Genomic DNA, 23,998 nt, shown 5'->3' with positions numbered 1-23,998 from the left:
AGGGGGGAGTTGCAGTGTTGCGATTTAGCGCACGCTGCTGGTAAAGCGGCTCGCGCCCGGGAGTTCGAGGACGATCTCATCGCCGACGTTCAGCGGCCCGACACCCACCGGCGTGCCGGTCAGGATCACGTCACCGGCCTGCAGCGAGAAACAGCCGGCCATGTGCTGGATCATCGGCACGATCGGGTTGAGCATCGCGCTGCTGTTACCGTCCTGGCGCACTTCGCCATTGATGGTCAGGCGAATGCCGATGTCGGTCAGGTCGGCAAAGGTGCTACCCACCACAAACGGGGCGAGTACCGCTGCGCCGTCGAACGATTTGGCGATTTCCCACGGCAGGCCCTTGGTTTTCAGCTCGGCCTGCTTGTCGCGCAGGGTCAGGTCCAGCGCCGGGGCGAAACCGGAAATGGCGTCGAGGACTTCTTCGCGGCTCGGCTTGGTCGACAACGGCTTGCCGATCAACACGGCGATTTCCGCCTCATAGTGCACCGAGCCGCGCTCGGTCGGAATGCTGAACCCGCCTTCCAGCGGCACCACGCAACTGCCCGGCTTGATGAACAGCAGCGGCTCGGTCGGGACCGGGTTGTCCAGTTCCTTGGCGTGTTCGGCGTAATTGCGGCCAATGCACACGACTTTCCCGATCGGGAAGTGAATGCGCGTGCCGTCGATGTACTGGTGCTGATAGCTCATTTACCGACTCCTGCCTTCATTGATTCAACAGAGATTACCGATCAAACCGCAAAGATCTTGCCCGGGTTCATGATGCCGTTCGGGTCGAACACTGCCTTGACCGCTTTCATGTATTCGATTTCGACCGGCGAGCGGCTGTAGGTCAAGTAATCGCGCTTGGTCATGCCGACGCCATGCTCGGCGGAAATCGAACCGTTGTACTTCTCAACGGTTTCGAACACCCACTTGTTGACGGTCGCGCACTTGGCGAAGAACTCGTCCTTACTGAGGTTTTCCGGCTTGAGAATGTTCAGGTGCAGGTTGCCATCGCCGATGTGGCCGAACCAGACGATTTCGAAGTCCGGGTAGTGCTCGCCGACAATCGCATCGATTTCCCGCAGGAAGGCTGGCACTTTCGAGACCGTGACCGAGATGTCGTTCTTGTAGGGGGTCCAGTGCGAAATGGTCTCGGAGATGTATTCGCGCAGTTTCCACAGGTTCTGCAACTGGGTTTCGCTCTGGCTCATCACGCCGTCCAGCACCCAGCCCTGTTCGACGCAATGTTCGAAGGTTTCCAGCGCGCTGTTGGCCACTTCTTCAGTGGTCGCTTCAAATTCCAGCAGGGCGTAGAACGGGCACTCGGTGCCGAACGGTGCCGGTACGTCGCCACGGCCGAGCACTTTGGCCAGGGCCTTGTCGGAGAAAAATTCGAACGCAGTCAGATCAAGCTTGCCCTGAAAGGCGTGCAGCACCGGCATGATCGAATCGAAATCGGCGGTGCCGAGGACCATGGCGGTGAGGTTTTTCGGCGCGCGGTCCAGGCGCATGGTCGCTTCGACGACGAAACCCAAGGTGCCTTCGGCGCCGATGAACAACTGGCGCAGGTCGTAACCGGTGGCGTTCTTGATCAGGTCCTTGTTCAGTTCGAGCACGTCGCCCTTGCCAGTGACGACTTTCATGCCGGCCACCCAGTTACGGGTCATGCCGTAGCGAATCACCTTGATTCCGCCGGCATTGGTGCCGATGTTGCCGCCAATCTGACTGGAACCCGCCGACGCGAAGTCGACCGGGTAGTACAAGCCATTTTCTTCGGCGACATTCTGCAGATGTTCAGTGACTACGCCCGGCTGGCACACGGCGGTGCGGTCGGTGAGGTTCACGTCGAGGATCTGGTTCATGTAATCGAACGAGACAACCACTTCGCCGTTGGCCGCCACCGCAGCGGCAGACAGCCCGGTGCGTCCGCCCGACGGCACCAGCGCGACCTTGCGCGCGTTGGCCCAGCGGACCACGGCCTGGACTTGTTCGATGGTCTTGGGAAACACAATGGCGCTCGGCGCCGGAGCAAAATGCCTGGTCCAATCCTTGCCGTATGCGTTCAGGGAGTCGGCGTCAGTCAAGACCTTGCCAGCTTCGACCAGGGACTTCAGTTCATCAATCAGCGCAGGATTGGTCATCGACAGAACTCTCGAACAATTCATGGTCATCCTGAGAACGCTTCACGTCGCAGGAATGAGTGTTTAGCGGGGTGGCTATGCTAGCATACCGACCCCGCAGGACAGTGCCCAAGGCCTGATCCGCGGTGACGGCATTCTTGTCGTCCAGGTCAGCGTCTGCTGGCTATCTCCTGCCATTTTTCTCCGGGATACAGGTTTACGCAGATGAGCAAGACTTCTCTCGATAAGAGCAAGATCAAGTTCCTTCTTCTCGAAGGCGTCCACCAATCGGCTGTCGACGTCCTCAAGGCGGCGGGCTACACCAGCATCGAGTACCACACCAGTTCTCTGCCGGACGCCCAGCTCAAGGAAAAGATCGCGGACGCTCACTTCATCGGCATTCGCTCGCGCACGCAACTGACCGAAGAGATCTTCGATCACGCGAAGAAGCTGGTCGCGGTCGGCTGTTTCTGCATCGGCACCAACCAGGTTGACCTCGGTGCGGCCCGCGAGCGCGGTATCGCCGTGTTCAACGCGCCGTACTCCAACACCCGCTCCGTGGCCGAGCTGGTGCTGGCCGAAGCGATCCTGCTGTTGCGCGGCATCCCTGAGAAAAACGCGTCCTGCCACCGTGGCGGCTGGATCAAATCCGCAGCCAACTCCTTCGAGATCCGTGGCAAGAAGCTGGGCATCGTCGGCTACGGCTCGATCGGCACGCAGCTGTCGGTTCTGGCTGAAGGCCTGGGCATGCAGGTGTTCTTCTACGACACCGTGACCAAGCTGCCGCTGGGCAACGCCACGCAGGTCAACAACCTGCACGAGCTGCTGGGCATGTCCGATATCGTCACCCTGCACGTACCGGAAACCGCAGCGACCCAGTGGATGATCGGTGAGAAGGAAATCCGCGCCATCAAGAAGGGCGGCATCCTGATCAACGCCGCACGCGGCACCGTGGTCGAGCTGGACGCCCTGGCGGACGCGATCAAGGACAAGCACCTGATCGGCGCGGCCATCGACGTGTTCCCGGTGGAGCCACGCTCCAACGACGAAGAGTTCGAAAGCCCGCTGCGTGGCCTCGACAACGTGATCCTGACCCCGCACATCGGTGGCTCGACCGCCGAAGCGCAAGCCAACATCGGTCTGGAAGTGGCGGAAAAACTGGTCAAGTACAGCGACAACGGTACCTCCGTCTCGTCGGTGAACTTCCCGGAAGTGGCCCTGCCGGCTCACCCTGGCAAGCACCGCCTGCTGCACATCCACGAGAACATCCCGGGTGTGATGAGCGAGATCAACAAGGTCTTCGCCGAAAACGGCATCAACATCTCCGGTCAGTTCCTGCAGACCAACGAGAAGGTTGGCTACGTGGTGATCGACGTCGACGCCGAATACTCGGAGCTGGCGCAAGAGAAGCTGCAACACGTCAACGGTACTATCCGTAGTCGCGTACTGTTCTAACAGCAGCTGCAAGCTGCAAGCGGCAAGTGAAAAGCGCGTTTGCCTTTACTTGCCGCTTGTAGCTGGCAACTTGAAGCTGAATAAAAGAAGGGAGCCCCGAAGGGCTCCCTTTTTTTATTTCACGTTTACGGTGATTTTTTCCGAAACGATCGACGGGTCGAACGGCATGTGGCCGCTGTCGCCGAGAATCAGCTGCAAGGTGTGCTTGCCCGGGGCCAGTTTGATCGTGGCTTCGGTCTGCGCCTTGCCGAAATGCATGTGGTGGGCGTCAGTCGGGATCGGCGCGCCTTCGGCCGGCAGGTCGTCGACGTCGATCAGCAGGTGATGGTGGCCGGTGTTTTTGGTGACGTCACCCGCCGGGGCCAGCGCGATGTTCTTGACGCCGAACTTGACCTTGAATTCCTGCGAGACGGTGGCCCCGTCCTCGGGAGAAACGATGAACACTTCAGCATCCTTGGGCGCCGGCGTTGCCGCACTGGCCAGCACCGAAACACCCATCAGCACACCGGCCAACGCTGCACGTGACATAAAGCTTTTCATTTTCTTCTCCAGTTTTTCCGTAAAATCCGCACGGTCATGACAACTTCATGACCATTCGTTGTCGAAGGCACTCGACAACCATAGCAAAGCGAGCCTGAATCAGAGCGTCGCGATAATGATTTCAAAGGAGTGACCATGCGTTTTCTGCCTGGCCTGATCTGCCTGCTTCCCCTTCTGAGCCCCTTGGCTCACGCCGAACTGATTGATGACGTCAACGACCGTGGCGAGTTGCGCATAGCCCTTGAAGCTAATACACCGCCGTTCAATTACAAGGAAGGCGACACACTCACGGGGTTCGAGGTCGAGCTTGGGCAACTCCTGGCCCGTGAGCTGGATGTGCGCGCCGACTTCATCGTCACCGACGAGGCCGATCTGCTCCAGGGCGTTGAAAGTGGCAAGTACGACGTCGCGCTCAATCACATAGCACTGACACCCGAACTCAAGGAACGTTTCGACGTCAGCACACCGTACGGCGAGGTCGACGGGCAGCTACTGGCGAAGAAAGACGAGACACCCCGGCCGATGGTGCTGGTGCAGGCGTTGACCGAAGAAAAGCCGAAAGCGCCGCAGTCGGTGGAACTGGCGATTCCGTTTCAGAAGGGCAACCCGGCGTTTCAGGCCAGCCTTGAGAGTGCGATGCAGCGGATCAAGGCCGATGGGCGGCTCGATGCGCTGACCGAGAAGTGGCTCACCGCACCCAAGTGAACACAAAACCTGTAGGAGTGAGCCTGCTCGCGATAGCGGTGTGTCAGTCGAAGAATGGTTAACTGACAAACCGCTATCGCGAGCAGGCTCACTCCTACACGGGATTTCAGCGATCCTTTAGATGAGGGCTGCCAGGGCCTGCGCCGCTTGCGGCAGCTCAAGCTCACTGAAGACCTGCACGCCATGACGCTTGAGCAGCGCCGCCGTTACGCCTTCGCCGGAGACTTTCACTCCGCTGAATGTGCCATCGTAAGTCAGCAAATTCCCGCAAGAGGGACTGTTGGCCTTGAGCACCGCCACGCGAATACCGTGCTTTTGCACCAACTCTAGTGCTTGCCGTGCACCGTCGAGAAACTGCGCACTGACATCCTCGCCATCGGTGGTGATCACTGCGGCCACGCCATCAAGCACCTCTGCGCCCTGCCCGCCGGGAATCTCCGCCGCCGCCCTCGGGGTCGGCAAACCACCGGCCACCTCAGGACACAGCGGCACTACGCGTCCTTCGGCAATCCATTGTTCAAGCAGATCGAACGGCCCACTGGCGCCACCGTCATAACGCACGCGATGGCCCAACAGGCAACGACTGACCAGAATCTTGTCCATGCTCAGAACGGCTCGTTGCCACGGCGACGGAACCATCCGGTCAGCGACAGCCGCTCGCGGTTGGCCGGCAGCACTTCGTGGGGCACTTCGCCGGAAAGAAACACCACCAGACAGCCGCCGGTCGGCTGCACGTCGTGCACGCGTCCGTCCTTGAGGTACATGCGCAACTGACCGCCATCCTCCGGCAGCCACGCCTCGTTGAGGTAAATCACCGCCGAGACCATGCGCCGGTCGTCATCGCGGAAGCGGTCGACGTGCTTGCGATAAAACGCGCCGGGCGGGTACAGGGCGAAATGGCATTCGAAGTCTTCAAGGCCCAGGAACAGGCCGCGATTGAGCGCTTCGCGCAGGCTGTCCATCAGGCTCAGATAACGGTCAGTGGCCTCGGCCTGGCCCGGGTCGATCCACTGAATGTGGTCGCCACGAATGCCCTCGCGGATCTCTGAAAACGGGCCGCGGCCGACCGCCGCCGGCGCCAGTTCACCCTCGGCTTCACGTTGACGGCACTCGGCCGCCAGCTCGCCGGTCAAACCGGCAGGCAGGAAAATGTTCTGCTGCGACCAGCCGTGTTCGGCCAGGTCGTCGACAATGCGTAACAGCAGCGGGTGTTCAGAGGATATCGGCATGGCGCGCATAGTATGCCGGCGGCAACAAATCCGACAGAGCCGCGCGGCGCCTTGATACGAATTCTCGACAAGTACCGGCACCGCACGGAGAATAGTCGGCTGCTGACAGGAGTCCCTATGCGCCGTTTGCTTTTTTCACTGTTGATGTTCTGCGTTTTGCCTGCCTGGGCGGACGGCCACGATCAGCTCTACAAGGTCGCCGGCTGGCCAGAACAACGCGCGCATTTCAACGACGCCCTGAGCGCCGCCCAGCAGCGTTATCAGAACAGCCTGCCGCCGGCGGTGTTTCAGGCGCTGGTGAACAACAGCAATCAGCGCTTCGCGCCTCAGGCCATGGATCAACGTGCCGAAGCGCAACTGCGGCAGAAACTCGCCGACCCGAAACCGGCGCTGGCGTTCTTTCAGTCACCACTGGGCAAGAAAATCGTCGCCGCCGAACTGCTCGCGACCCGCCGCGATCAACTGGCAAAAAATGCCAAGGGCCTGCCGAAAATGCAGGCCAGCGACACACGTCTGCTGATTATCGGCCACCTCGCCCAAGCGCTGCCCGCGCGCGAGGCTGGCGCCGAAGTCAGCCTGGCGATTGCCGGCGTCGCGGCGGACAGTTTGAGTTCGATGATTCCGGGGTTGCTCGGTGGCGGTCAGGCCCAGGGCATGTTGAATGGTCAGCGTCAGCGCCTGATGGATCAGATTGGCGCCGATTTGAACAACACCCTGCTCTATGTCTATCGCGACTTGTCGGATGAAGAGCTGGAAGAGTTTGCGACGTTTGCCGAATCGACCGAGGGCAAGGCTTACTATCAGGCGGCGCTGGCGGCGATTCGGGCGGGGCTGGCGGTCGGGCAGTGACCCTCGTCGCCTCTTAGACCGCTATCGCGAGCAGGCTCACTCCTACAGGGGTACGCATTCCAAATGTAGGAGTGAGCCTGCTCGCGATGGGGCCATCGCTAACGCTAGAGATTCCGGCCCCTGATCCGCTTGCTCAAGAACTCGAAATACTCCTCGCGCATCTCCGCCGTCTCATTGGCCAGATGATGGCGCGCCTCAGCCAGCAGCAGAATCTGCGGCCGGTCGAACTTCCATTTCAATACCTGCAGATTGTGCTGCCAGTCCACGGTCATGTCCGCCTGCCCCTGAATGATCAGCGGCCGTCGCGGGCTTTTTTTGGCGTGCTCGACGCGAATGATCCAGCGTGACAGAGCGCCTACCCATTGCGTCGGCAGGCGCCGGGGCTGTAACGGATCGGCCTGCAAAAATGGCAAGAAGTCCGGATCGTTGGAGTTCTCGCTGAAGCGCCGCGCGACGCCTCGGACAAAAGGCCGCAGCAGGTAATAGCTCAGCTGCGACCAGCCCCACGCTCTTGGCCGCACCAGCGGCGCCAGCAAAATCACCTGGCCCTGCGCCGGACTGTGCTCGCCATGGTTGAGCAGGTGATCGACGACAATCGCGCCACCCGTGCTCTGCCCGCACAAATGCCACGGCTGTGGCAGCGCGATCGAATTGGCTTCGGCGAACAGCGCTTGCAGCATGTGCTGATATTCAGCGAAATCACGAATGCTCGCCCGTGGCCCGCTCGACAGACCATGCCCCGGCAAGTCGCAGGCGATCACGGCAAAATCCTGGTCCAGCGCCCACTCGATCACATGCCGATACAGCCCGACGTGATCGTAGTAACCGTGCAACAGAAACAGCGTGCCCTTGACCTTCTCCGGCCACCAGCAATGGCTGACCAGCTCGTAGCCATCGACCTCGAAACGGCCCATGCCACGCCAGACATCGCGCTCGGCAAAGTCGGTTTTGTAGAAGCGCTGATAAGCCTTGGCCTCGTCCGATAACGGCTGCCACTCGGCCAAGGGCTTGAGGCTCGCGCGTAAATGATCGGGGTCGAAAGTATCAGGCATGCGGTCATTCCAAAGCGGTAAACAGACTTTATCGGCCTGCGATATTCATCTGTCGCGGCAAGCATGGCAAGCTAGCCCGCCTCCGAGGACTCAAATCCATGCGTTCGCCCTACCGCACCGCACTGTTCGCCAGCCTGCTCGCGCTGATCTGCGCCGGGGTATTGTGGGCGGCGTATGACTGGTTTCAGGGGCGTTATCTGCGTGCGTTCAGCGAACACACCGCCGTATTTTCCGGCGATCCGCTGCGTCTGCCGGACAACCTCGCCGGGCCGGGCAATATTCGTCTGGTGCACTTCTGGGACCCGGCGTGCCCGTGCAATGTCGGCAATCAGCAGCACCTGACCGAGATGGTCGAGCAGTTCGGCGCCCGCGGCGTGGAGTTTTTCGCCGTGCAAAGGCCCGGCAGCCACGGCCGGTTGCCCGCCACCCTCGCCAGCCTGAAAAGCATCATCGTCCTGCCCGGTTCCGAACAGATCCCCGCCAGCCCCGCCGTGGCGATTTGGGACCGCAGCGGCAAACTGGCCTACTTCGGCCCCTACAGCGAAGGCCTGACCTGCAACTCCAGCAACAGCTTTATCGAACCGATCCTGCATGCCCTGACGGAAGATCGCCCGGTCGATGCCACGCATACCTTGGCGGTGGGGTGTTATTGCCCGTGGCCGGTTGAGACGAAGTAAGGCATTCCGGACTTTTCAAGGACAGCGCTGCACCGCACAGATGCTCTGTGCTAAATGTTTGCAGCCCGACGGGCGGCCCACTCGCCTGCACTAGGAGTCACCATGAAGCGTGCGTTGATCGTTGTTGCCTTGCTGATCGTTGTCCTGCTCTGCGCCGCCGGCGGGTACGTCTACAGCAAACAACCGACACGTCAGGGCCAGGTCGAACTGCGCAACCTGCAAGGCTCGGTGACCGTGCGTTACGACGAGCGCGGTGTGCCGCATATTCGCGCCGAGAACGAAACCGACCTGTATCGCGCCCTCGGTTATGTGCACGCTCAGGACCGGTTGTTCCAGATGGAAGCCATGCGCCGTCTCGCCCGGGGTGAGCTGGCCGAAGTGCTGGGACCGAAACTGCTCGACACCGATAAGCTGTTCCGCAGCCTGCGCATCCGTGAACGTGCGGCCAGTTACGTCGCCGGTCTCGACAAGCAGTCGCCGGCGTGGAAGGGCCTGCAAGCGTATCTGGATGGCATCAACCAATATCAGGACACCCACGCGGCGCCGATCGAGTTCGACGTGCTGGGCATCGCCAAGCGGCCGTTCACTGCCGAGGACAGCATCAGCGTCGCGGGGTACATGGCCTACAGTTTTGCCGCCGCGTTTCGCACCGAGCCGCTGCTGACCTACGTGCGCGATCAGCTCGGCGCCGACTACCTGAATGTCTTCGATCTCGACTGGCAAGCCAAAGGCGTTCTGGCCCCCGATCACGCCAGGCACAAACCAGCTCTCGCCGCTGGCGACTGGCAAGACCTCAACACCCTCGCCCGCCTCAGCGAGCAGGCACTGATCGACAACGGCCTGCCGCAGTTCGAAGGCAGCAACGCCTGGGTCATCGCCGGCAGCCGTAGCCAGAGTGGCAAGCCGCTGTTGGCCGGCGATCCGCACATTCGTTTCTCGGTGCCGTCGGTGTGGTACGAGGCGCAGTTGTCGGCGCCGGGCTTCGAACTGTACGGACATCATCAGGCACTGGTGCCGTTTGCGTTTCTGGGACACAACCTGGATTTCGGCTGGAGCCTGACCATGTTCCAGAACGATGACCTGGATCTGATCGCCGAGAAGGTCAACCCGGACAACCCCGATCAGATCTGGTATCGCGGCCAGTGGACCGACATGGTCGTCACCGAGCAGCAGATCAATGTGAAAGGCCAGGCGCCCGTGACCATCGCCTTGCGCCAGTCGCCGCATGGGCCAATCGTCAACGATGCCCTCGGCAGCGCTGCCGGAAAAACACCGATTGCGATGTGGTGGGCCTTCCTCGAAACGCCGAACCCGATTCTTGAAGGCTTCTATCAGCTCAACCGCGCCGACACCCTGGCCAAGGCACGCACTGCGGCGGCCAAGGTGCAGGCGCCGGGTCTGAATCTGGTCTACGCCAACGCCAAGGGCGACATCGCCTGGTGGGCCTCGGCCTTGCTGCCCAAGCGTCCGGCCGGGGTAAAACCGGGTTTCATTCTTGACGGCAGCACGCCTGAGGCGGACAAGGACGGCTACTACCCGTTCAGCGCCAATCCGCAGGAAGAAAATCCGGCGCGCGGCTATATCGTTTCGGCCAACTTCCAGCCCGTCTCGCCGACGGGGATGGAAATTCCCGGTTACTACAACCTCGCCGATCGCGGCCAGCAGCTCGATCTCCAGCTCAGCGACAACCGCGTGAAGTGGAGCAACGAGGCCAATCAGAGGTTGCAGTTGGGCACGGCGACCGCTTACGGGCCGCGTCTGTTGAAACCGCTGTTGCCGGTGTTGCGTGAGGTGGTGAGTGATCCGGCGCAACTGAAGCTGGTCGAGCAACTGGCGCAGTGGCCTGGCGACTATCCGCTGGACTCGGTCACGGCGACGGTGTTCAACCAGTTCCTCTATGACCTCGCCGATGCGGCCATGCGCGATGAGTTGGGCAATGCCTTTTTCGAGACGCTGTTGTCGACGCGGGCGGTCGATTCCGCACTGCCGCGACTGGCGGCAAATGTCGATTCAGCGTGGTGGGACAATCGCAGCACGCCGGCCAAAGAGAGCCGCGCCGACGTCGTGCGCACGGCATGGGCGGCGAGCATGGCGCATCTCAAGCTGACGCTTGGCGACGATGTGGCGGGCTGGCAATGGGGCGCGGCGCACACGCTGACGCATGGCCATCCGCTGGGGCAGCAGAAGCCGCTGGATCGCCTGTTCAATGTCGGCCCGTTCGCGGCGCCGGGCAGTCATGAAGTACCCAACAACCTCTCGGCGAAAATCGGCCCGGCACCATGGCCGGTAACTTACGGGCCGTCGACACGGCGGCTGGTGGATTTTGCCGACCCGGCGCATGGCTTGACCATCAACCCGGTCGGCCAGAGTGGTGTGCCGTTTGACCGGCACTATGACGACCAGGCTGAAGCGTATATCGAGGGGATTTATGTGCAGGCGCATTTCAGTGAAGAAGAGGTGCTGGCGAATATGCGCAGTACGTTGAGGCTGTTACCGGCGCGCGCTGGGCAATAGAGTTCTGCCGTCTGCACCGGCCCCTTCGCGAGCAGGCTCACTCCTACAGTTGATCGCATTCCTTCAGGAAAAACGCGGTTAATTGTAGGAGTGAGCCTGCTCGCGATGCGGCCCTTCCAGTCAATACTCGTCTCAGAGCATTACGGCAAAATTCAGCCGAAACTGTTGCGGCGTCACGCCTAATCTGCGGTTGAACACGCTGCGCATATGTTGCGCATCGCGAAACCCGCACTGGTACGCCACGGTTTTCAGCGGTGCCGCTGTGCTTTCGAGCATCACCCGCGCCGCATCCACGCGCGCCCGTTCGACAAACTCCGCGGGCGTTACCTTGGCCTCTCGCGTGAACACCCGGGAAAAATTCCGCGCACTCATGTTGGCCGCACGGGCCAGATCGGCAATCGTCAGATCCCCGGTGAGATTGGCCAATACGTACAGCTGCACCATCGCCACCGCCGACGTCGATTCGGCATGTGGCGTGAGGAAAGGGCTGAACTGCGATTGCCCGCCCGAGCGCTGGGTGAACACCACCAGACGTTTCGCCACATTCAGCGCGACCTCGGTGCCATGGTCGCGCGCCAGCAGGTAGAGAGACAGATCGATGCCCGCCGTGACCCCCGCCGAGGTGTAGAGGGTGTCGTCTTCGACATACAGACGATCCGCTTCAACCCGCGTCGTCGGACATAGCCGCGCCAAGGCCTCGGCATCGTTCCAATGGGTGGTGACTGTGCGCCGCTCCAGCAAACCGGCACGCGCCAGCATGAACGCGCCGTTGCAGATTGAGCCGAAGCGCCGGGCACGGCCACAGGCATCGCGCAGCCAGGCGTCGAAGGTCGCGCCGAAATCCATGAACGGCAATTGCGGGCCACCGGCGACCAGCAGCAGGTCATAGGCGTCGAGCACTTCGCTGAAATGGCGATGAGCGTGGAGGGTAAGGCCGTTGGAGCAGGCCATCGGCCCACGCTCCAGGCCGATCACCTCCAACCGATAGTGAGCCTGTGCTGCGAGGAAACGATTGGCCTCGGCAAACACATCCATGGGGCCGCTGACGTCCAGCGATTGCACGCCGGGGAATACGACGATGGCGACGGATTTGTTCATGGCTCAAACGCCCTCATTGCTTGTGGCAAACACAATCCCTGTGGGAGCGGGCTTGCTCGCGAAGAGGCCATTACCTGCAACATCTCCGTTGAATGGCACACCGCCTTCGCGAGCAAGCCCGCTCCCACATGGGCCATGTCTGGCTTGTTGATCGAGCCAACCCTAGCCAAATCCCACCCGGCAAGCGAGCTTGGCACGATTTGCAGGTGCAATGGCAAGGATCGCAGCCATGCCTCGATTGTTCGCTCGCCGCGCCAGGAACAGACTTTCCCCATCAACGCCACAACGGCGTTTTCGCTGAGGAAAACCAAAATGTCCAGCACCATCGCCGGCATCAAAATCCCCGACAGCGCCCTCGCCCGGGCTACCACCGAATACATCCGTGACATCGAATCCGACCTGCTCTATCACCACTCGCGCCGGGTGTTTCTGTTCGGAGCCTTGAGCGGCGATCGCCAACAACTGGCCTACAACCCGGAGCTGTTATACGTCGGCGCGATGTTCCATGACCTGGGTCTGGTCGAAGGCCATCGCAGCGACGATGAGCGTTTTGAAGTGGACGGCGCGAATGCCGCGGCAGCCTTTCTCAAGCCGTACGGGCTGAGCGATGACGACATCGAGCAAGTGTGGCTGTCGATCGCCTTGCACACCACGCCGGGCGTGCCCAGGCATCTGCGCCCGACCGTGGCGCTGGTGACGGCTGGCGTGGAGATGGATGTGCTGGGTATGGACTATGCGGCGTTCAGCAGCGTGCAGCGCGAAGCCGTGGTGCATGCGCATCCACGCGGCGAGGGTTTCAAGGAATGCATTATCTGCGCGTTTGCCGACGGCTTGCGCCATCGTCCGCAAACCACGTTTGGCAACGTGAAGACTGATGTGCTGGTAGATAAGGAGCCGGGGTTCAGGCCGATGAACTTTGTGGAAGTCATCCGCCAATCTCCCTGGACTGCTTAAAACCAGATTTGGAACTGGGCCCTGTGGCGAGGGGATTTATCCCCGTTGGGTTGCGAAGCGACCCCAAAAAAAACAGGCCTGCTGCGCAGTCCATCGGGGATAAATCCCCTCACCACAAAAGCCCGCTCCCACATTTAATTTGGGTTGACCTCGGGAATGAGGTCAACCCATCCGGCTTACACAGTTTGCGGCGCAGGCGCGCGGCGGGCGTCCGGTTGCTTCCACGAATCGGCCGCACTCTCTTCGATGGCTTGCTGGATGGCTTTTTTGCGTGCTTCTTCGGCGCGGCGGCTGAAGAACCACACCAGGAAGGTCACCAGCGACACCGCCAGCAAAATCAGGCTGGCCACGGCGTTGATTTCCGGCTTCACGCCGAGGCGCACCGCCGAGAACACTTCCATCGGCAGAGTCGTCGAACCCGGCCCGGAAACGAAGCTCGCCAACACCAGGTCATCCAGCGACAGGGCAAACGACATCATCCCGCCCGCTGCCAGCGACGGCGCGATCATCGGGATGGTGATCAGGAAGAACACCTTCCATGGCCGCGCGCCCAGGTCCATCGCCGCTTCTTCGATCGACAGGTCCAACTCACGCAAACGCGCCGACACCACCACCGCGACATACGCCGCACAGAATGTGGTGTGGGCGATCCAGATGGTGACGATGCCGCGCTCCTGCGGCCAGCCGATCATTTGCGCCATGGCCACGAACAGCAGCAACAGCGACAGACCGGTAATCACTTCCGGCATCACCAGCGGCGCAGTCACCAGGCCGCCGAACAGCGTGCGGCCCTTGAAGTGGGTGATGCGCGTCAGCACGAATGCCGCCAGAGTACCCAGCGCCACCGCGGCAACCGCCGTGTAGCAGGCGATTTCCAGCGAGCGCAGCACCGAGCCCATCAGTTGCGAGTTATCGAGCAGGCCGACGTACCACTTGATCGACCAGCCGCCCCACACCGTCACCAGTTTGGAGGCGTTGAACGAGTAGATCACCAGGATCAGCATCGGCAGATAGATGAAGATCAGACCCAGTACCAGCATCAGGCTGGAGAAACGGAAGCGCTTCATTCTTTACCCTCCATTTCCTTGGCCTGACTGCGGTTGAACAGAATGATCGGCACAATCAGGATCGCCAGCATCACCACCGCCAGCGCGGACGCCACCGGCCAGTCACGGTTATTGAAGAACTCTTGCCACAGCACCTTACCGATCATCAGGGTTTCCGGACCGCCGAGCAGTTCCGGGATCACGAATTCGCCGACCACCGGGATGAACACCAGCATGCAGCCGGCAATGATCCCGTTCTTGGACAGCGGAATGGTGATTTTCCAGAAGCTGTTGAAGGTGCTCGACCCCAGGTCCGAAGCAGCTTCCAGCAAGCTGTTGTCGTGCTTCACCAGGTTGGCGTACAGCGGCAGGATCATGAACGGCAGGTACGAATAGACCACGCCGATATACACGGCGAGGTTGGTGTTGAGAATCTGCAGCGGTTCGTCGATCAGGCCCATGCTCATCAGGAAACCGTTGAGCAGGCCGTTGTTGCTGAGAATGCCCATCCACGCGTAGACGCGGATCAGGATCGCGGTCCAGGTCGGCATCATGATCAGCAGCACCAGCACCGTTTGCAGCTCTTTGCGGGCGCTGGCGATGGCGTAGGCCATCGGGTAACCAATCAGCAGACAGAGCACGGTGCTGATAAAGGCCATTTTCAGCGAGCCGAGGTACGCGGCGATGTACAGTTCGTCATCGCCAAGCAACGCGTAGTTGCCCAGGTTCAGCAGCAGCTGCAGCTTTTGCTCGGCGTACGTGTAGATCTCGGTGTACGGCGGGATCGCCACATCGGCTTCGGCGAAGCTGATCTTCAGGACGATGAAGAACGGCAGCATGAAGAACAGAAACAGCCAGATGAACGGCACCCCGATGACCATCTGCCGGCCATTGGGGATGATTCGGTTGATACGCCGCTTGAATTTGCGCATGTTCATGAGCGAAGCACCACGCCGCTGTCGTCTTCCCACCACACGTAAACCTGATCGCCCCAGGTCGGACGCGCGCCGCGGCGTTCGGCGTTGGCGACAAACGACTGCACCAGTTTGCCGCTCGGCAATTCGACGTAGAACACCGAGTGGCCGCCGAGGTAGGCGATGTCATGCACCTTGCCGCTCGACCAGTTGTATTCGCAAGTCGGCTGCTCGGCGGTCACCAGCAGTTTTTCCGGACGAATCGCGTAGGTGACCGACTTGTCCTGCACCGAAGTACTGATGCCGTGGCCGACGTAGATCTGCCGGTCGAGGTCCTTGCAGGTGATGGTCGCGTGGCCTTCGGCGTCGTCGATCACTTCGCCTTCGAAGATGTTCACGTTACCGATGAATTCGCAGACCAGACGGCTAGTCGGGGTTTCGTAGATGTCGATCGGGCTGCCGATCTGCGCGATCCAGCCCAGGTGCATGATCGCTATGCGCTCGGCCATGGTCATGGCCTCTTCCTGGTCGTGGGTCACCATCACGCAGGTCACGCCGACGCGCTCAATGATTTCCACCAGTTCCAGTTGCATCTGCGAACGCAGTTTTTTGTCCAGCGCGCCCATCGGTTCGTCGAGCAGCAGCAGCTTCGGCCGCTTCGCCAGGGAACGCGCCAGCGCCACCCGCTGACGTTGACCGCCGGACAATTGATGCGGCTTGCGCTTGGCGTACTGGCTCATCTGCACCAGCTTGAGCATCTCGGCCACGCGGGCCTCGATCTCGGCCTTGGGAATCTTGTCCTGCTGCAAGCCGAAGGCGATGTTCTGCGCCACGGTCATGTGCGGGAACAAGGCGTAGGACTGAAACATCATGTTGATCGGACGTTCGTACGGCGGCATGTCGGTGATATCGACGCCGTCGAGGAAGATGCGCCCCTCCGTGGGCCGTTCGAAGCCTGCGAGCATGCGCAGCAGGGTCGACTTACCCGAACCCGAACCGCCGAGCAGGGCGAAGATCTCGCCCTTCTTGATTTCCAGGGACACGTCGTCCACGGCAATCGTCTCGTCGAACTTCTTGGTGACCCGGTCGATTTTGACCAGCACCTGTTTGGGTGTCTGGTCGCCCTCGAGGGCTTTCTTGTAGGCGCCGGAGGCAACTGCCATTTACGAAACTCCCAACAGAAGCAGTGGTTCGCCACGCAAGACGAACCCTGGATAGTTTGTGCGTTATTTGCCCGACTTGACCTTGGTCCAGCTGCGGGTCATCAAACGCTGAATATTGGCTGGCAACTCGGTCGACACGTAGGTCTTGTCGAGGACTGCTTGCGGTGGGTAAACCGCTTCATCGGTGCGAATGGATTGCTCCATCAGCGAGTCCGAACCCGGGTTGGGGTTGGCGTAACCGACGTAATCACTGACCTGGGCGATCACCTCAGGTTTCAGCAAGTAGTTGATGAACGCGTGGGCTTCCTTGACGTTGGACGAGTCCTTGGGGATCGCCAGCATGTCGAACCACAGCGCGCCGCCCTCTTTCGGAATCGAGTAGGCGATGTTGACGCCCTTCTTGGCTTCCTCGGCACGGTTCTTCGCCTGGAAGATGTCGCCGGAGAAACCGATGGCCACGCAGATGTCGCCGTTGGCCAGATCACCGATGTATTTCGAGGAGTGGAAATAGGTCACATAAGGACGCACCGCGAGCAGCTTGGCGGTGGCTTTTTCGTAGTCCTTGGTGTTGGTGCTGTTGGCGTTCAGGCCCAGGTAATTGAGCATGGTCGGCATCATTTCATCCGCCGAATCAAGGAATGCGACGCCGCAGCTGTGCAGCTTCTTGATGTTTTCCGGCTCGAACAGCACGGCCCAGGAATCGATCTTGTCGATGCCGAGCACGGCTTTGACCTTGTCGACGTTATAGCCGATGCCGTTGGTGCCCCACAGATACGGCACGGCGTAAAGGTTGCCGGGATCGTTCTGTTGCAGGCGCTTGAGCAGCACCGGGTCGAGATTGGAATAATTAGGCAACTGCGCCTTGTCGAGTTTCTGGAATGCGCCCGCCTTGATCTGCTTGCCAAGGAAATGGTTTGACGGCACGACCACGTCGTAACCGGTGCGCCCGGCGAGCAGCTTGCCTTCCAGGGTTTCATTGGAATCGAAGACGTCGTAGACCGGTTTGATCCCGGTCTCTTTTTCGAAGTCGGCTAGGGTCGATTCGCCGATGTAATCGGACCAGTTATAAATATGCACCGTCCCGGCGGCCTGGGCACCGACCATGAACGTCAGGCCGGCAGCGGCCAGCAGGGCATTGCGCAACGAAGAAAAAATAGGCAAGTGGAGGTCCTCTAAATTAGTTGGGCCCAAGTTGCCCCGCGCTGCATGACAGCCATGGCTGCCCGACAACAAAACCGGCGCGCAACTTACCCTCGAAAAACCGATCCAGCAAAACTTTCCGTCATTTAATTATTCCGCTGGCCGCCGTCGCGGCGACGACGGCCAGTGGTTGTGGCATCAAACCGGCTTATTTGCCCGATTTGATCTTGGTCCAGCTGCGGGTGATCAGGCGCAGAGTGGCTGCGTCCAGATCGCTGATCGCATAGAGCTGCTTCTTCACTTCAGCCGACGGATAGATGCTTGGGTCGCTGGTGATGTCCTTATCCACCAAAGGCGTGGCGGCCTTGTTGCCATTCGGGAAACGCACGGCATTGGTGATGCCGGCCATCACTTGCGGCTCGAGCAGGTAGTTCATGAACTTGTAGGCCGCTTCGACGTTTTCGGCATCCTTCGGAATGGCGACCATGTCGTAGAAAGTACCGGCGCCTTCTTTTGGAATGGTGTAGGCCAGTTTGACCTTGTCACCGGCTTCCTGGGCGCGGGTCTTGGATTGCTCCAGGTCACCCGAGTAACCGACGGCGACGCAGATGTTGCCGTTGGCCAGGTCGGAGATGTACTTGGACGAGTGGAAGTAGGCGACCGAAGGACGGATCTTGAGGAACAGGTCTTCGGCGGCTTTCAGGTCAGCCTTGTCCTTGCTGTTGGTCGGCTTGCCCAGATAGTGCAATGCCGCCGGAATCATTTCGGTCGGGGCATCGAGGAAGCTCACGCCGCAGCTTTTGAGTTTCTCGATGTTTTCAGGCTTGAACACCACGTCCCACGAATCGATCTTGTCGATGCCCAATGCAGCCTTGACCTTGGCCGGGTTGTAGCCAATGCCGATCGAGCCCCACATGTACGGGAAGGCGTGTTTGTTGCCCTGGTCGCTGGCGTCGCCAACAGCTTTGAGCAGGTCTTCGTCGAGGTTTTTCCAGTTTGGCAGTTTGGACTTGTCCAGTTCCTGGTAAACGCCGGCCTTGATCTGCTTGGCGAGGAAGTTGTTGGAAGGCACTACGATGTCGTAACCGGACTTGCCGGCCAGCAGCTTGGCTTCCAGGGTTTCGTTACTGTCGAAGACGTCGTAGACGACTTTGATCCCGGTGGCTTTTTCGAAGTTGGCCACGGTGTCCGGCGCGATGTAGTCGGACCAGTTGTAGACGTGCAATACCTTGTCGTCCGCCTGAACCGCACCCGCCATCATGCCCGCCATGGACAGCGCGAGCAGAGTTTTGCCAGCTAGCTTTTTACCTAATGCCTTCATGCGTCATGCTCCAAATTTTTTCTTTTTTGAACCACTGTGTTCAGCGGCCGAACCCGGACAACTGGAACCGCGGCTAGTCTGGCAAGATCCGAGGCGCTCTTTCAAGGAAAGACGGCCTTTCTGACAGCTTTGGGCGAGTGTGCCGCAGCTCCCCCGCTCAAAGCCTAGCACCTAGGCCTGCAGCGCACCGAGGGTCAGGTCCAGACACTTGCGTGCCTTTGTAACCAGCTCATCGATCTCCGCTTTGCTGATGACCAGCGGCGGCGCGATGATCATGGTGTCACCCACGGCGCGCATGATCAGGCCGTTGTCGAAGCAGAACTGCCGGCAGATCATGCCGACGCCCTTGCCTTCGTAACGCTTGCGTGTGGCCTTGTCCTGCACCAGCTCGATCGCCCCCAACAGACCGGCGCCGCGAACTTCACCCACCAATGGGTGATCGTTCAGCTCGCGCAGACGTTTCTGCAAATACGGTGCCGTTTCGTTGTGGGCGTTCTCGATAATTTTCTCATCGCGCAGGATGCGGATGTTTTCCAGACCCACCGCCGCTGCCACCGGATGCCCGGAGTAGGTAAAACCGTGGTTGAAGTCGCCGCCCTCATTGAGCACCGCCACCACCGAATCACGCACGATCAGGCCACCCATCGGGATGTAGCCGGAGGTCAGGCCCTTGGCGATGGTCATCATGTCGGGCTTAAGGTCGTAGAAATCGCTACCGAACCACTCACCGGTACGGCCGAAACCGCAGATCACTTCATCAGCGACGAAGAGGATGTCGTACCTGGCGAGGATTTCCTTAATGCGCGGCCAGTAAGTGTCGGGCGGAATGATCACGCCACCGGCACCCTGGATCGGCTCGGCTATAAAGGCACCGACGTTGTCGACGCCGACTTCGAGAATCTTCTCTTCCAGTTGATTGGCCGCCCAGACGCCGAACTCTTCCGGGGACATGTCGCCGCCTTCGGCGAACCAGTACGGTTGGGCAATGTGGACGATGCCCGGAATCGGCAAATCGCCCTGCTCGTGCATGTAGGTCATGCCACCCAGGCTGGCGCCGGCCACGGTCGAACCGTGATAACCGTTCTTGCGGCTGATGATGACTTTCTTGTTCGGCTGGCCTTTGATCGCCCAGTAGTGGCGAACCATGCGCAGCATGGTGTCGTTGCCTTCGGAACCGGAGCCAGTGAAGAACACGTGGTTCATGCCTTCTGGCGCGACGTCAGCGATCGACTTGGCCAGCTCCAGCGCCGGCGGGTGGGCAGTCTGGAAGAACAGGTTGTAGTACGGCAGCTCGCGCATCTGTTTGGCGGCAGCATCGGCCAGTTCATCGCGGCCGTAACCGATGGCCACGCACCAGAGGCCGGCCATGCCGTCGAGGATCTTGTTGCCTTCGCTGTCCCACAGGTAAACGCCCTTGGCGTTGGTGATGATCCGCGGGCCCTTCTCTTTCAGTTGCTTGAAGTCACTGAACGGGGCCAGGTGGTGATCGCTGCTCAGCGCTTGCCACTCACGGGTTTGCGGGTTGTTGCTGGTCATGCCAATTCTCCTTGTTATCGGTGAAGGCGCGACGGCTGGCCGCCGCGCCCGGCGCATCAGACGGCGAAGAGCAGGTACTCACGCTCCCAGGAACTGATCACGCGCTTGAAGTTTTCATGCTCGGCCCGCTTGACCGCGACGTAGCCTGTGATGAAATTCTTGCCGAGGTACTTCTCAACAGTCTTGCTGTTTTCCATGCGTTCCAGCGCATCTTCGATGGTCAGCGGCAGACGCAGGTTGCGCCGCTCGTAACCACGACCGACAACCGGCGCGCTCGGATTAAGGCCTTCAACCATGCCGATGTAACCGCAGAGCAGGCTCGCGGCGATCGCCAGATAAGGGTTGGCGTCGGCGCCCGGCAAGCGGTTTTCCACACGGCGGTTCTGCGGGCCGGCGTCCGGTACGCGCAGGCCGACGGTACGGTTCTCTTCGCCCCACTCGACGTTCACCGGGGCCGAGGTGTCGGGCAGGAAGCGGCGGAACGAGTTGACGTTCGGCGCGAACAGCGGCAACAGCTCGGGGATCAGTTTCTGCAGGCCACCGATGTGGTGCAGGAACAACTGACTCATGGTCCCGTCTTCGTTAGAGAAGACGTTCTTGCCGGTCTGAATGTCGATGATGCTCTGGTGCAGGTGCATGGCGCTGCCCGGCTCGCCGGTCATCGGCTTGGCCATGAACGTCGCGGCCACGTCGTGCTTGAGTGCGGCTTCGCGCATGGTGCGCTTGAACACCAGAATCTGGTCGGCCAGCGACAGGGCATCGCCGTGACGGAAGTTGATTTCCATCTGCGCCGTGCCGTCTTCGTGGATCAGCGTATCAAGGTCCAGCTCCTGCAGTTCGCACCAGTCGTAGACGTCTTCGAACAGCGGGTCGAATTCGTTCGCCGCTTCGATGGAGAACGACTGGCGACCGATTTCCGGACGGCCCGAGCGGCCAATCGGCGGCTGCAACGGATAGTCGGGGTCGTCGCTGCGCTTGGTCAGGTAGAACTCCATCTCCGGCGCCACGATCGGCTGCCAGCCCTTGTCGGCATACAGCTTCAAGACTTTCTTGAGCACGTTGCGCGGCGACAGCTCGATCGGGTTGCCTTGCTTGTCGTAGGTGTCGTGGATCACTTGCGCGGTTGGCTCGATGGCCCATGGCACCAGGTACACGGCGTTCTGGTCGGGACGGCAGATCATGTCGATGTCGGCCGGGTCGAGCAGTTCGTAATAGATGTCGTCTTCGACGTAGTCGCCGGTCACGGTCTGCAGCAGCACGCTTTCGGGCAGACGCATGCCTTTCTCGGCGATGAACTTGTTGGTCGGCGAAATCTTGCCCCGGGTGATGCCGGTCAAGTCGGCGATCATGCATTCGACTTCTGTGATCTTGTGGTCTTTCAACCAATCGGTGAGCTGGTCGAGGTTGTTACTCATAAATGCCTCTGGGCTGAGTCTCCTGACGCAAGGTCAGGCAAAGTTTGACGCCTGGGGCGTCGCGTTAAAGGGGGCTTGCTCGCGCAGTGCCGGCTTACGCCTGGCACCGCGCATAAACAATGAAAGAGGAGCTTACCTGCCCTTTACGCTGGCGTTGCATTTCCCGTGCACTTTCGAAACGTGCAGCCACCCGTGCAGAATCACGAGCACGGCGCTGCGCGCGGCACGGGCTTTGAGCATGAAAGAGTTCTATAGTGAGAGGAGACGCCATAAAGCGGATGCTATGCCCGACGTCCAGAATATCGGACGCTGCCGTTTTGCCGGTTGTTGACGACGATGTCGTCGACAGGTTGCGCGCCTTGCTGGCTGCGCTACGGACGGATTGATCGCCACTGATGTGATGAGCATGCAGACCGGACTGTTGCGAGCAGTCGGTGATGCCGATTAACGGCAGGCGAGACATGAAGCACCCCGGTATTATTGCTGTTATGGGTTTGACCGGAGCTTAGCCTTGTTCATTTTTTTACACAACACCCCCGTAAAAAATACAACACGGCCTGCTCAAGCCTGCGGTTGGCAAGCATCTGCAAGGGCAAAAACAGCCCAAAAATGCCCCATAAATGCCCCCGCAGCGCTTTTTTAGGGCAAAAAAGGCCTCGCTTGACTTCGGCAGGCCGTTCGGGTTGACTGAAACCAGAAAAGATCAATGATTGATATTTTTAACAACAAAGGTGTTGCATCATGTCGGTACCCCCGCGTGCCGTTCAGCTTAACGAAGCGAACGCGTTCCTTAAGGAACATCCTGAGGTTCTGTACGTTGACCTTCTGATTGCGGATATGAATGGTGTGGTGCGCGGCAAGCGCATCGAACGCACCAGCCTCCACAAGGTTTACGAGAAAGGCATCAACCTGCCGGCCTCTCTATTTGCTCTGGATATCAACGGCTCCACGGTGGAAAGCACCGGTCTGGGCCTGGACATCGGCGACGCCGATCGTATCTGCTATCCAATTCCCGATACCCTGTGCAACGAGCCATGGCAGAAGCGCCCTACCGCGCAGCTGTTGATGACCATGCACGAACTCGAAGGCGACCCGTTCTTCGCCGATCCGCGTGAAGTACTGCGCCAGGTAGTGGCCAAGTTCGATGAACTGGGGCTGACCATCTGCGCCGCCTTCGAACTCGAGTTTTACCTGATCGACCAGGAAAACGTGAACGGCCGTCCACAGCCGCCACGCTCGCCGATCTCGGGCAAACGTCCGCACTCGACGCAGGTTTACCTGATCGACGACCTCGACGAATACGTCGACTGCCTTCAGGACATTCTCGAAGGCGCGAAAGAGCAAGGCATCCCGGCCGATGCGATCGTCAAGGAAAGTGCCCCGGCGCAGTTCGAAGTCAACCTGCACCACGTTGCCGACCCGATCAAGGCCTGCGACTACGCGGTCCTGCTCAAGCGTCTGATCAAGAACATCGCCTACGACCATGAAATGGACACCACCTTCATGGCCAAGCCGTATCCGGGCCAGGCGGGCAATGGTCTGCACGTGCACATTTCGATTCTGGACAAAGCCGGCAAAAACATTTTTGCCAGCGAGGATCCCGAGCAGAACGCCGCGCTGCGTCACGCGATCGGCGGTGTGCTCGAGACCCTGCCCGCGCAGATGGCTTTCCTCTGCCCGAACGTCAACTCCTACCGTCGCTTCGGCGCGCAGTTCTACGTACCGAACTCGCCGTGCTGGGGCCTGGACAACCGCACCGTGGCGATTCGCGTGCCGACCGGCTCCTCCGATGCCGTGCGTATCGAACACCGCGTTGCCGGCGCCGACGCCAACCCGTACCTGCTGATGGCTTCGGTATTGGCCGGCGTGCACCACGGTCTGGTCAACCAGATCGAACCGGGCGCGCCTGTCGAAGGCAACAGCTACGAGCAGAACGAACAGAGCCTGCCGAACAACTTGCGTGATGCCCTGCGCGAGCTGGACGACAGCGAGGTGATGGCCAAGTACATCGATCCGAAGTACATCGATATCTTCGTCGCCTGCAAGGAAAGTGAGCTGGAAGAGTTCGAACACTCCATCTCCGACCTTGAGTACAACTGGTATCTACATACTGTTTAAGTGGTTTGCAGCTTCAGGAAAACGCCGTTGGCTATTCAGCCAGCGGCGTTTTTTTATGGCCGAACACAAAACCTGTGGCGAGGGGATTTAGCGAACCGTCGCACCGCCCCGTTGGGTTGCGAAGCAGCCCCAAATCCATACCACTCGGTGTGTCAGGAATACCCGGC

Annotated in this window: 22 protein-coding genes; 7 read left to right on the top strand and 15 right to left on the bottom strand. The window is 60.2% G+C overall.

The features are described 5' to 3' along the window. Nucleotides 1-24: 24 nt before the first annotated feature. Together HU739_RS19315 and HU739_RS19310 are read right to left on the bottom strand one after the other, a co-directional pair. Nucleotides 25-690, bottom strand: a complete 666-nt coding sequence (locus tag HU739_RS19315) for a fumarylacetoacetate hydrolase family protein (protein ID WP_186551249.1) — start codon at nt 688-690, stop codon at nt 25-27. Nucleotides 691-731: 41 nt separating this feature from the next. Beyond that, entirely contained in the window at nt 732-2,126 is a 1,395-nt protein-coding gene (locus HU739_RS19310; protein ID WP_186551250.1) for an FAD-binding oxidoreductase, read from the bottom strand. A 204-nt stretch (nt 2,127-2,330) separates the two neighbouring features. On the opposite strand from HU739_RS19310, the gene serA reads away from it, so the two are divergent. Next, nucleotides 2,331-3,560, top strand: coding sequence for a phosphoglycerate dehydrogenase (gene serA / locus HU739_RS19305; protein ID WP_186551251.1), 1,230 nt, complete (start codon nt 2,331-2,333; stop codon nt 3,558-3,560). A gap of 114 nt (nt 3,561-3,674) precedes the next feature. Here serA and HU739_RS19300 read toward each other — a convergent pair whose 3' ends face one another. After that, nucleotides 3,675-4,100: a DUF4399 domain-containing protein gene (locus HU739_RS19300; protein ID WP_093097349.1), complete on the bottom strand. Its 426-nt coding sequence runs from the start codon at nt 4,098-4,100 to the stop codon at nt 3,675-3,677. 135 nt (nt 4,101-4,235) lie between these two features. On the opposite strand from HU739_RS19300, the gene HU739_RS19295 reads away from it, so the two are divergent. Next, on the top strand, nt 4,236-4,805 hold the full coding sequence (locus HU739_RS19295; protein ID WP_186551252.1) for a transporter substrate-binding domain-containing protein: 570 nt from the start codon (nt 4,236-4,238) through the stop codon (nt 4,803-4,805). Between the two features lie 117 nt (nt 4,806-4,922). Here the strand turns inward: HU739_RS19295 and HU739_RS19290 are convergent, their stop codons facing one another. Both HU739_RS19290 and HU739_RS19285 read right to left on the bottom strand, forming a co-directional pair. Then, the gene (locus tag HU739_RS19290) at nt 4,923-5,408 is read right to left on the bottom strand and encodes a DUF523 domain-containing protein (RefSeq protein ID WP_186551253.1); all 486 of its coding nucleotides are present in this window, start codon (nt 5,406-5,408) and stop codon (nt 4,923-4,925) included. Nucleotides 5,409-5,410: 2 nt separating this feature from the next. Next, nucleotides 5,411-6,043 (bottom strand): 2OG-Fe(II) oxygenase, encoded by a 633-nt coding sequence (locus tag HU739_RS19285; RefSeq protein ID WP_186551254.1) that lies wholly within the window; start codon nt 6,041-6,043, stop codon nt 5,411-5,413. A gap of 108 nt (nt 6,044-6,151) precedes the next feature. Between HU739_RS19285 and HU739_RS19280 the strand changes: the two genes are divergently transcribed. Continuing rightward, a complete protein-coding gene (locus tag HU739_RS19280; protein ID WP_186551255.1) occupies nt 6,152-6,883 on the top strand; it encodes a DUF2059 domain-containing protein in 732 nt (243 codons plus the stop codon). A gap of 104 nt (nt 6,884-6,987) precedes the next feature. Here HU739_RS19280 and HU739_RS19275 read toward each other — a convergent pair whose 3' ends face one another. Further along, nucleotides 6,988-7,935 (bottom strand): phospholipase BipL, encoded by a 948-nt coding sequence (locus tag HU739_RS19275; RefSeq protein WP_186551256.1) that lies wholly within the window; start codon nt 7,933-7,935, stop codon nt 6,988-6,990. 98 nt (nt 7,936-8,033) lie between these two features. On the opposite strand from HU739_RS19275, the gene HU739_RS19270 reads away from it, so the two are divergent. Both HU739_RS19270 and HU739_RS19265 read left to right on the top strand, forming a co-directional pair. Further along, a complete protein-coding gene (locus HU739_RS19270) occupies nt 8,034-8,612 on the top strand; it encodes a DUF6436 domain-containing protein (protein WP_186551257.1) in 579 nt (192 codons plus the stop codon). Nucleotides 8,613-8,714: 102 nt separating this feature from the next. Further along, nucleotides 8,715-11,126 carry a penicillin acylase family protein gene (locus HU739_RS19265; RefSeq protein ID WP_186551258.1) on the top strand — a complete coding sequence of 804 codons (2,412 nt, stop codon included), beginning with the start codon at nt 8,715-8,717 and terminating at the stop codon, nt 11,124-11,126. A gap of 132 nt (nt 11,127-11,258) precedes the next feature. Here HU739_RS19265 and HU739_RS19260 read toward each other — a convergent pair whose 3' ends face one another. Continuing rightward, a complete protein-coding gene (locus tag HU739_RS19260) occupies nt 11,259-12,224 on the bottom strand; it encodes a GlxA family transcriptional regulator (RefSeq protein WP_186551259.1) in 966 nt (321 codons plus the stop codon). A 312-nt stretch (nt 12,225-12,536) separates the two neighbouring features. On the opposite strand from HU739_RS19260, the gene HU739_RS19255 reads away from it, so the two are divergent. Continuing rightward, nucleotides 12,537-13,178 (top strand): HD domain-containing protein, encoded by a 642-nt coding sequence (locus HU739_RS19255; protein WP_186551260.1) that lies wholly within the window; start codon nt 12,537-12,539, stop codon nt 13,176-13,178. 176 nt (nt 13,179-13,354) lie between these two features. Here the strand turns inward: HU739_RS19255 and HU739_RS19250 are convergent, their stop codons facing one another. From HU739_RS19250 to HU739_RS27085, 8 genes are all read right to left on the bottom strand, one after another. Beyond that, nucleotides 13,355-14,245: an ABC transporter permease subunit gene (locus tag HU739_RS19250; RefSeq protein ID WP_122748323.1), complete on the bottom strand. Its 891-nt coding sequence runs from the start codon at nt 14,243-14,245 to the stop codon at nt 13,355-13,357. Next, the gene (locus HU739_RS19245) at nt 14,242-15,123 is read right to left on the bottom strand and encodes an ABC transporter permease subunit (RefSeq protein WP_186551270.1); all 882 of its coding nucleotides are present in this window, start codon (nt 15,121-15,123) and stop codon (nt 14,242-14,244) included. Before HU739_RS19245 ends, HU739_RS19250 begins: the two co-directional genes overlap by 4 nt. 35 nt (nt 15,124-15,158) lie before the next feature. Then, the gene (locus HU739_RS19240; RefSeq protein ID WP_186551261.1) at nt 15,159-16,301 is read right to left on the bottom strand and encodes an ABC transporter ATP-binding protein; all 1,143 of its coding nucleotides are present in this window, start codon (nt 16,299-16,301) and stop codon (nt 15,159-15,161) included. A 63-nt stretch (nt 16,302-16,364) separates the two neighbouring features. After that, nucleotides 16,365-17,462, bottom strand: coding sequence for a polyamine ABC transporter substrate-binding protein (locus tag HU739_RS19235; protein ID WP_186551262.1), 1,098 nt, complete (start codon nt 17,460-17,462; stop codon nt 16,365-16,367). A gap of 187 nt (nt 17,463-17,649) precedes the next feature. Continuing rightward, a complete protein-coding gene (locus HU739_RS19230) occupies nt 17,650-18,762 on the bottom strand; it encodes a polyamine ABC transporter substrate-binding protein (protein WP_186551263.1) in 1,113 nt (370 codons plus the stop codon). 171 nt (nt 18,763-18,933) lie between these two features. After that, entirely contained in the window at nt 18,934-20,298 is a 1,365-nt protein-coding gene (locus tag HU739_RS19225; protein ID WP_186551264.1) for an aspartate aminotransferase family protein, read from the bottom strand. Nucleotides 20,299-20,354: 56 nt separating this feature from the next. Next, entirely contained in the window at nt 20,355-21,713 is a 1,359-nt protein-coding gene (locus tag HU739_RS19220; protein ID WP_186551265.1) for a glutamine synthetase family protein, read from the bottom strand. Nucleotides 21,714-21,807: 94 nt separating this feature from the next. Beyond that, nucleotides 21,808-22,176 carry a glutamine amidotransferase gene (locus HU739_RS27085; RefSeq protein ID WP_407681933.1) on the bottom strand — a complete coding sequence of 123 codons (369 nt, stop codon included), beginning with the start codon at nt 22,174-22,176 and terminating at the stop codon, nt 21,808-21,810. Between the two features lie 278 nt (nt 22,177-22,454). On the opposite strand from HU739_RS27085, the gene HU739_RS19210 reads away from it, so the two are divergent. Further along, the gene (locus HU739_RS19210; protein ID WP_186551266.1) at nt 22,455-23,831 is read left to right on the top strand and encodes a glutamine synthetase family protein; all 1,377 of its coding nucleotides are present in this window, start codon (nt 22,455-22,457) and stop codon (nt 23,829-23,831) included. Nucleotides 23,832-23,998 lie beyond the last annotated feature (167 nt).

The sequence above is a fragment of the Pseudomonas hamedanensis genome (genome assembly GCF_014268595.2).
Lineage (GTDB): Bacteria > Pseudomonadota > Gammaproteobacteria > Pseudomonadales > Pseudomonadaceae > Aquipseudomonas > Aquipseudomonas hamedanensis.
The sequence above is the reverse complement of the archived record's forward strand: the minus strand, read 5'-3'. Positions and strand labels throughout refer to the sequence as shown.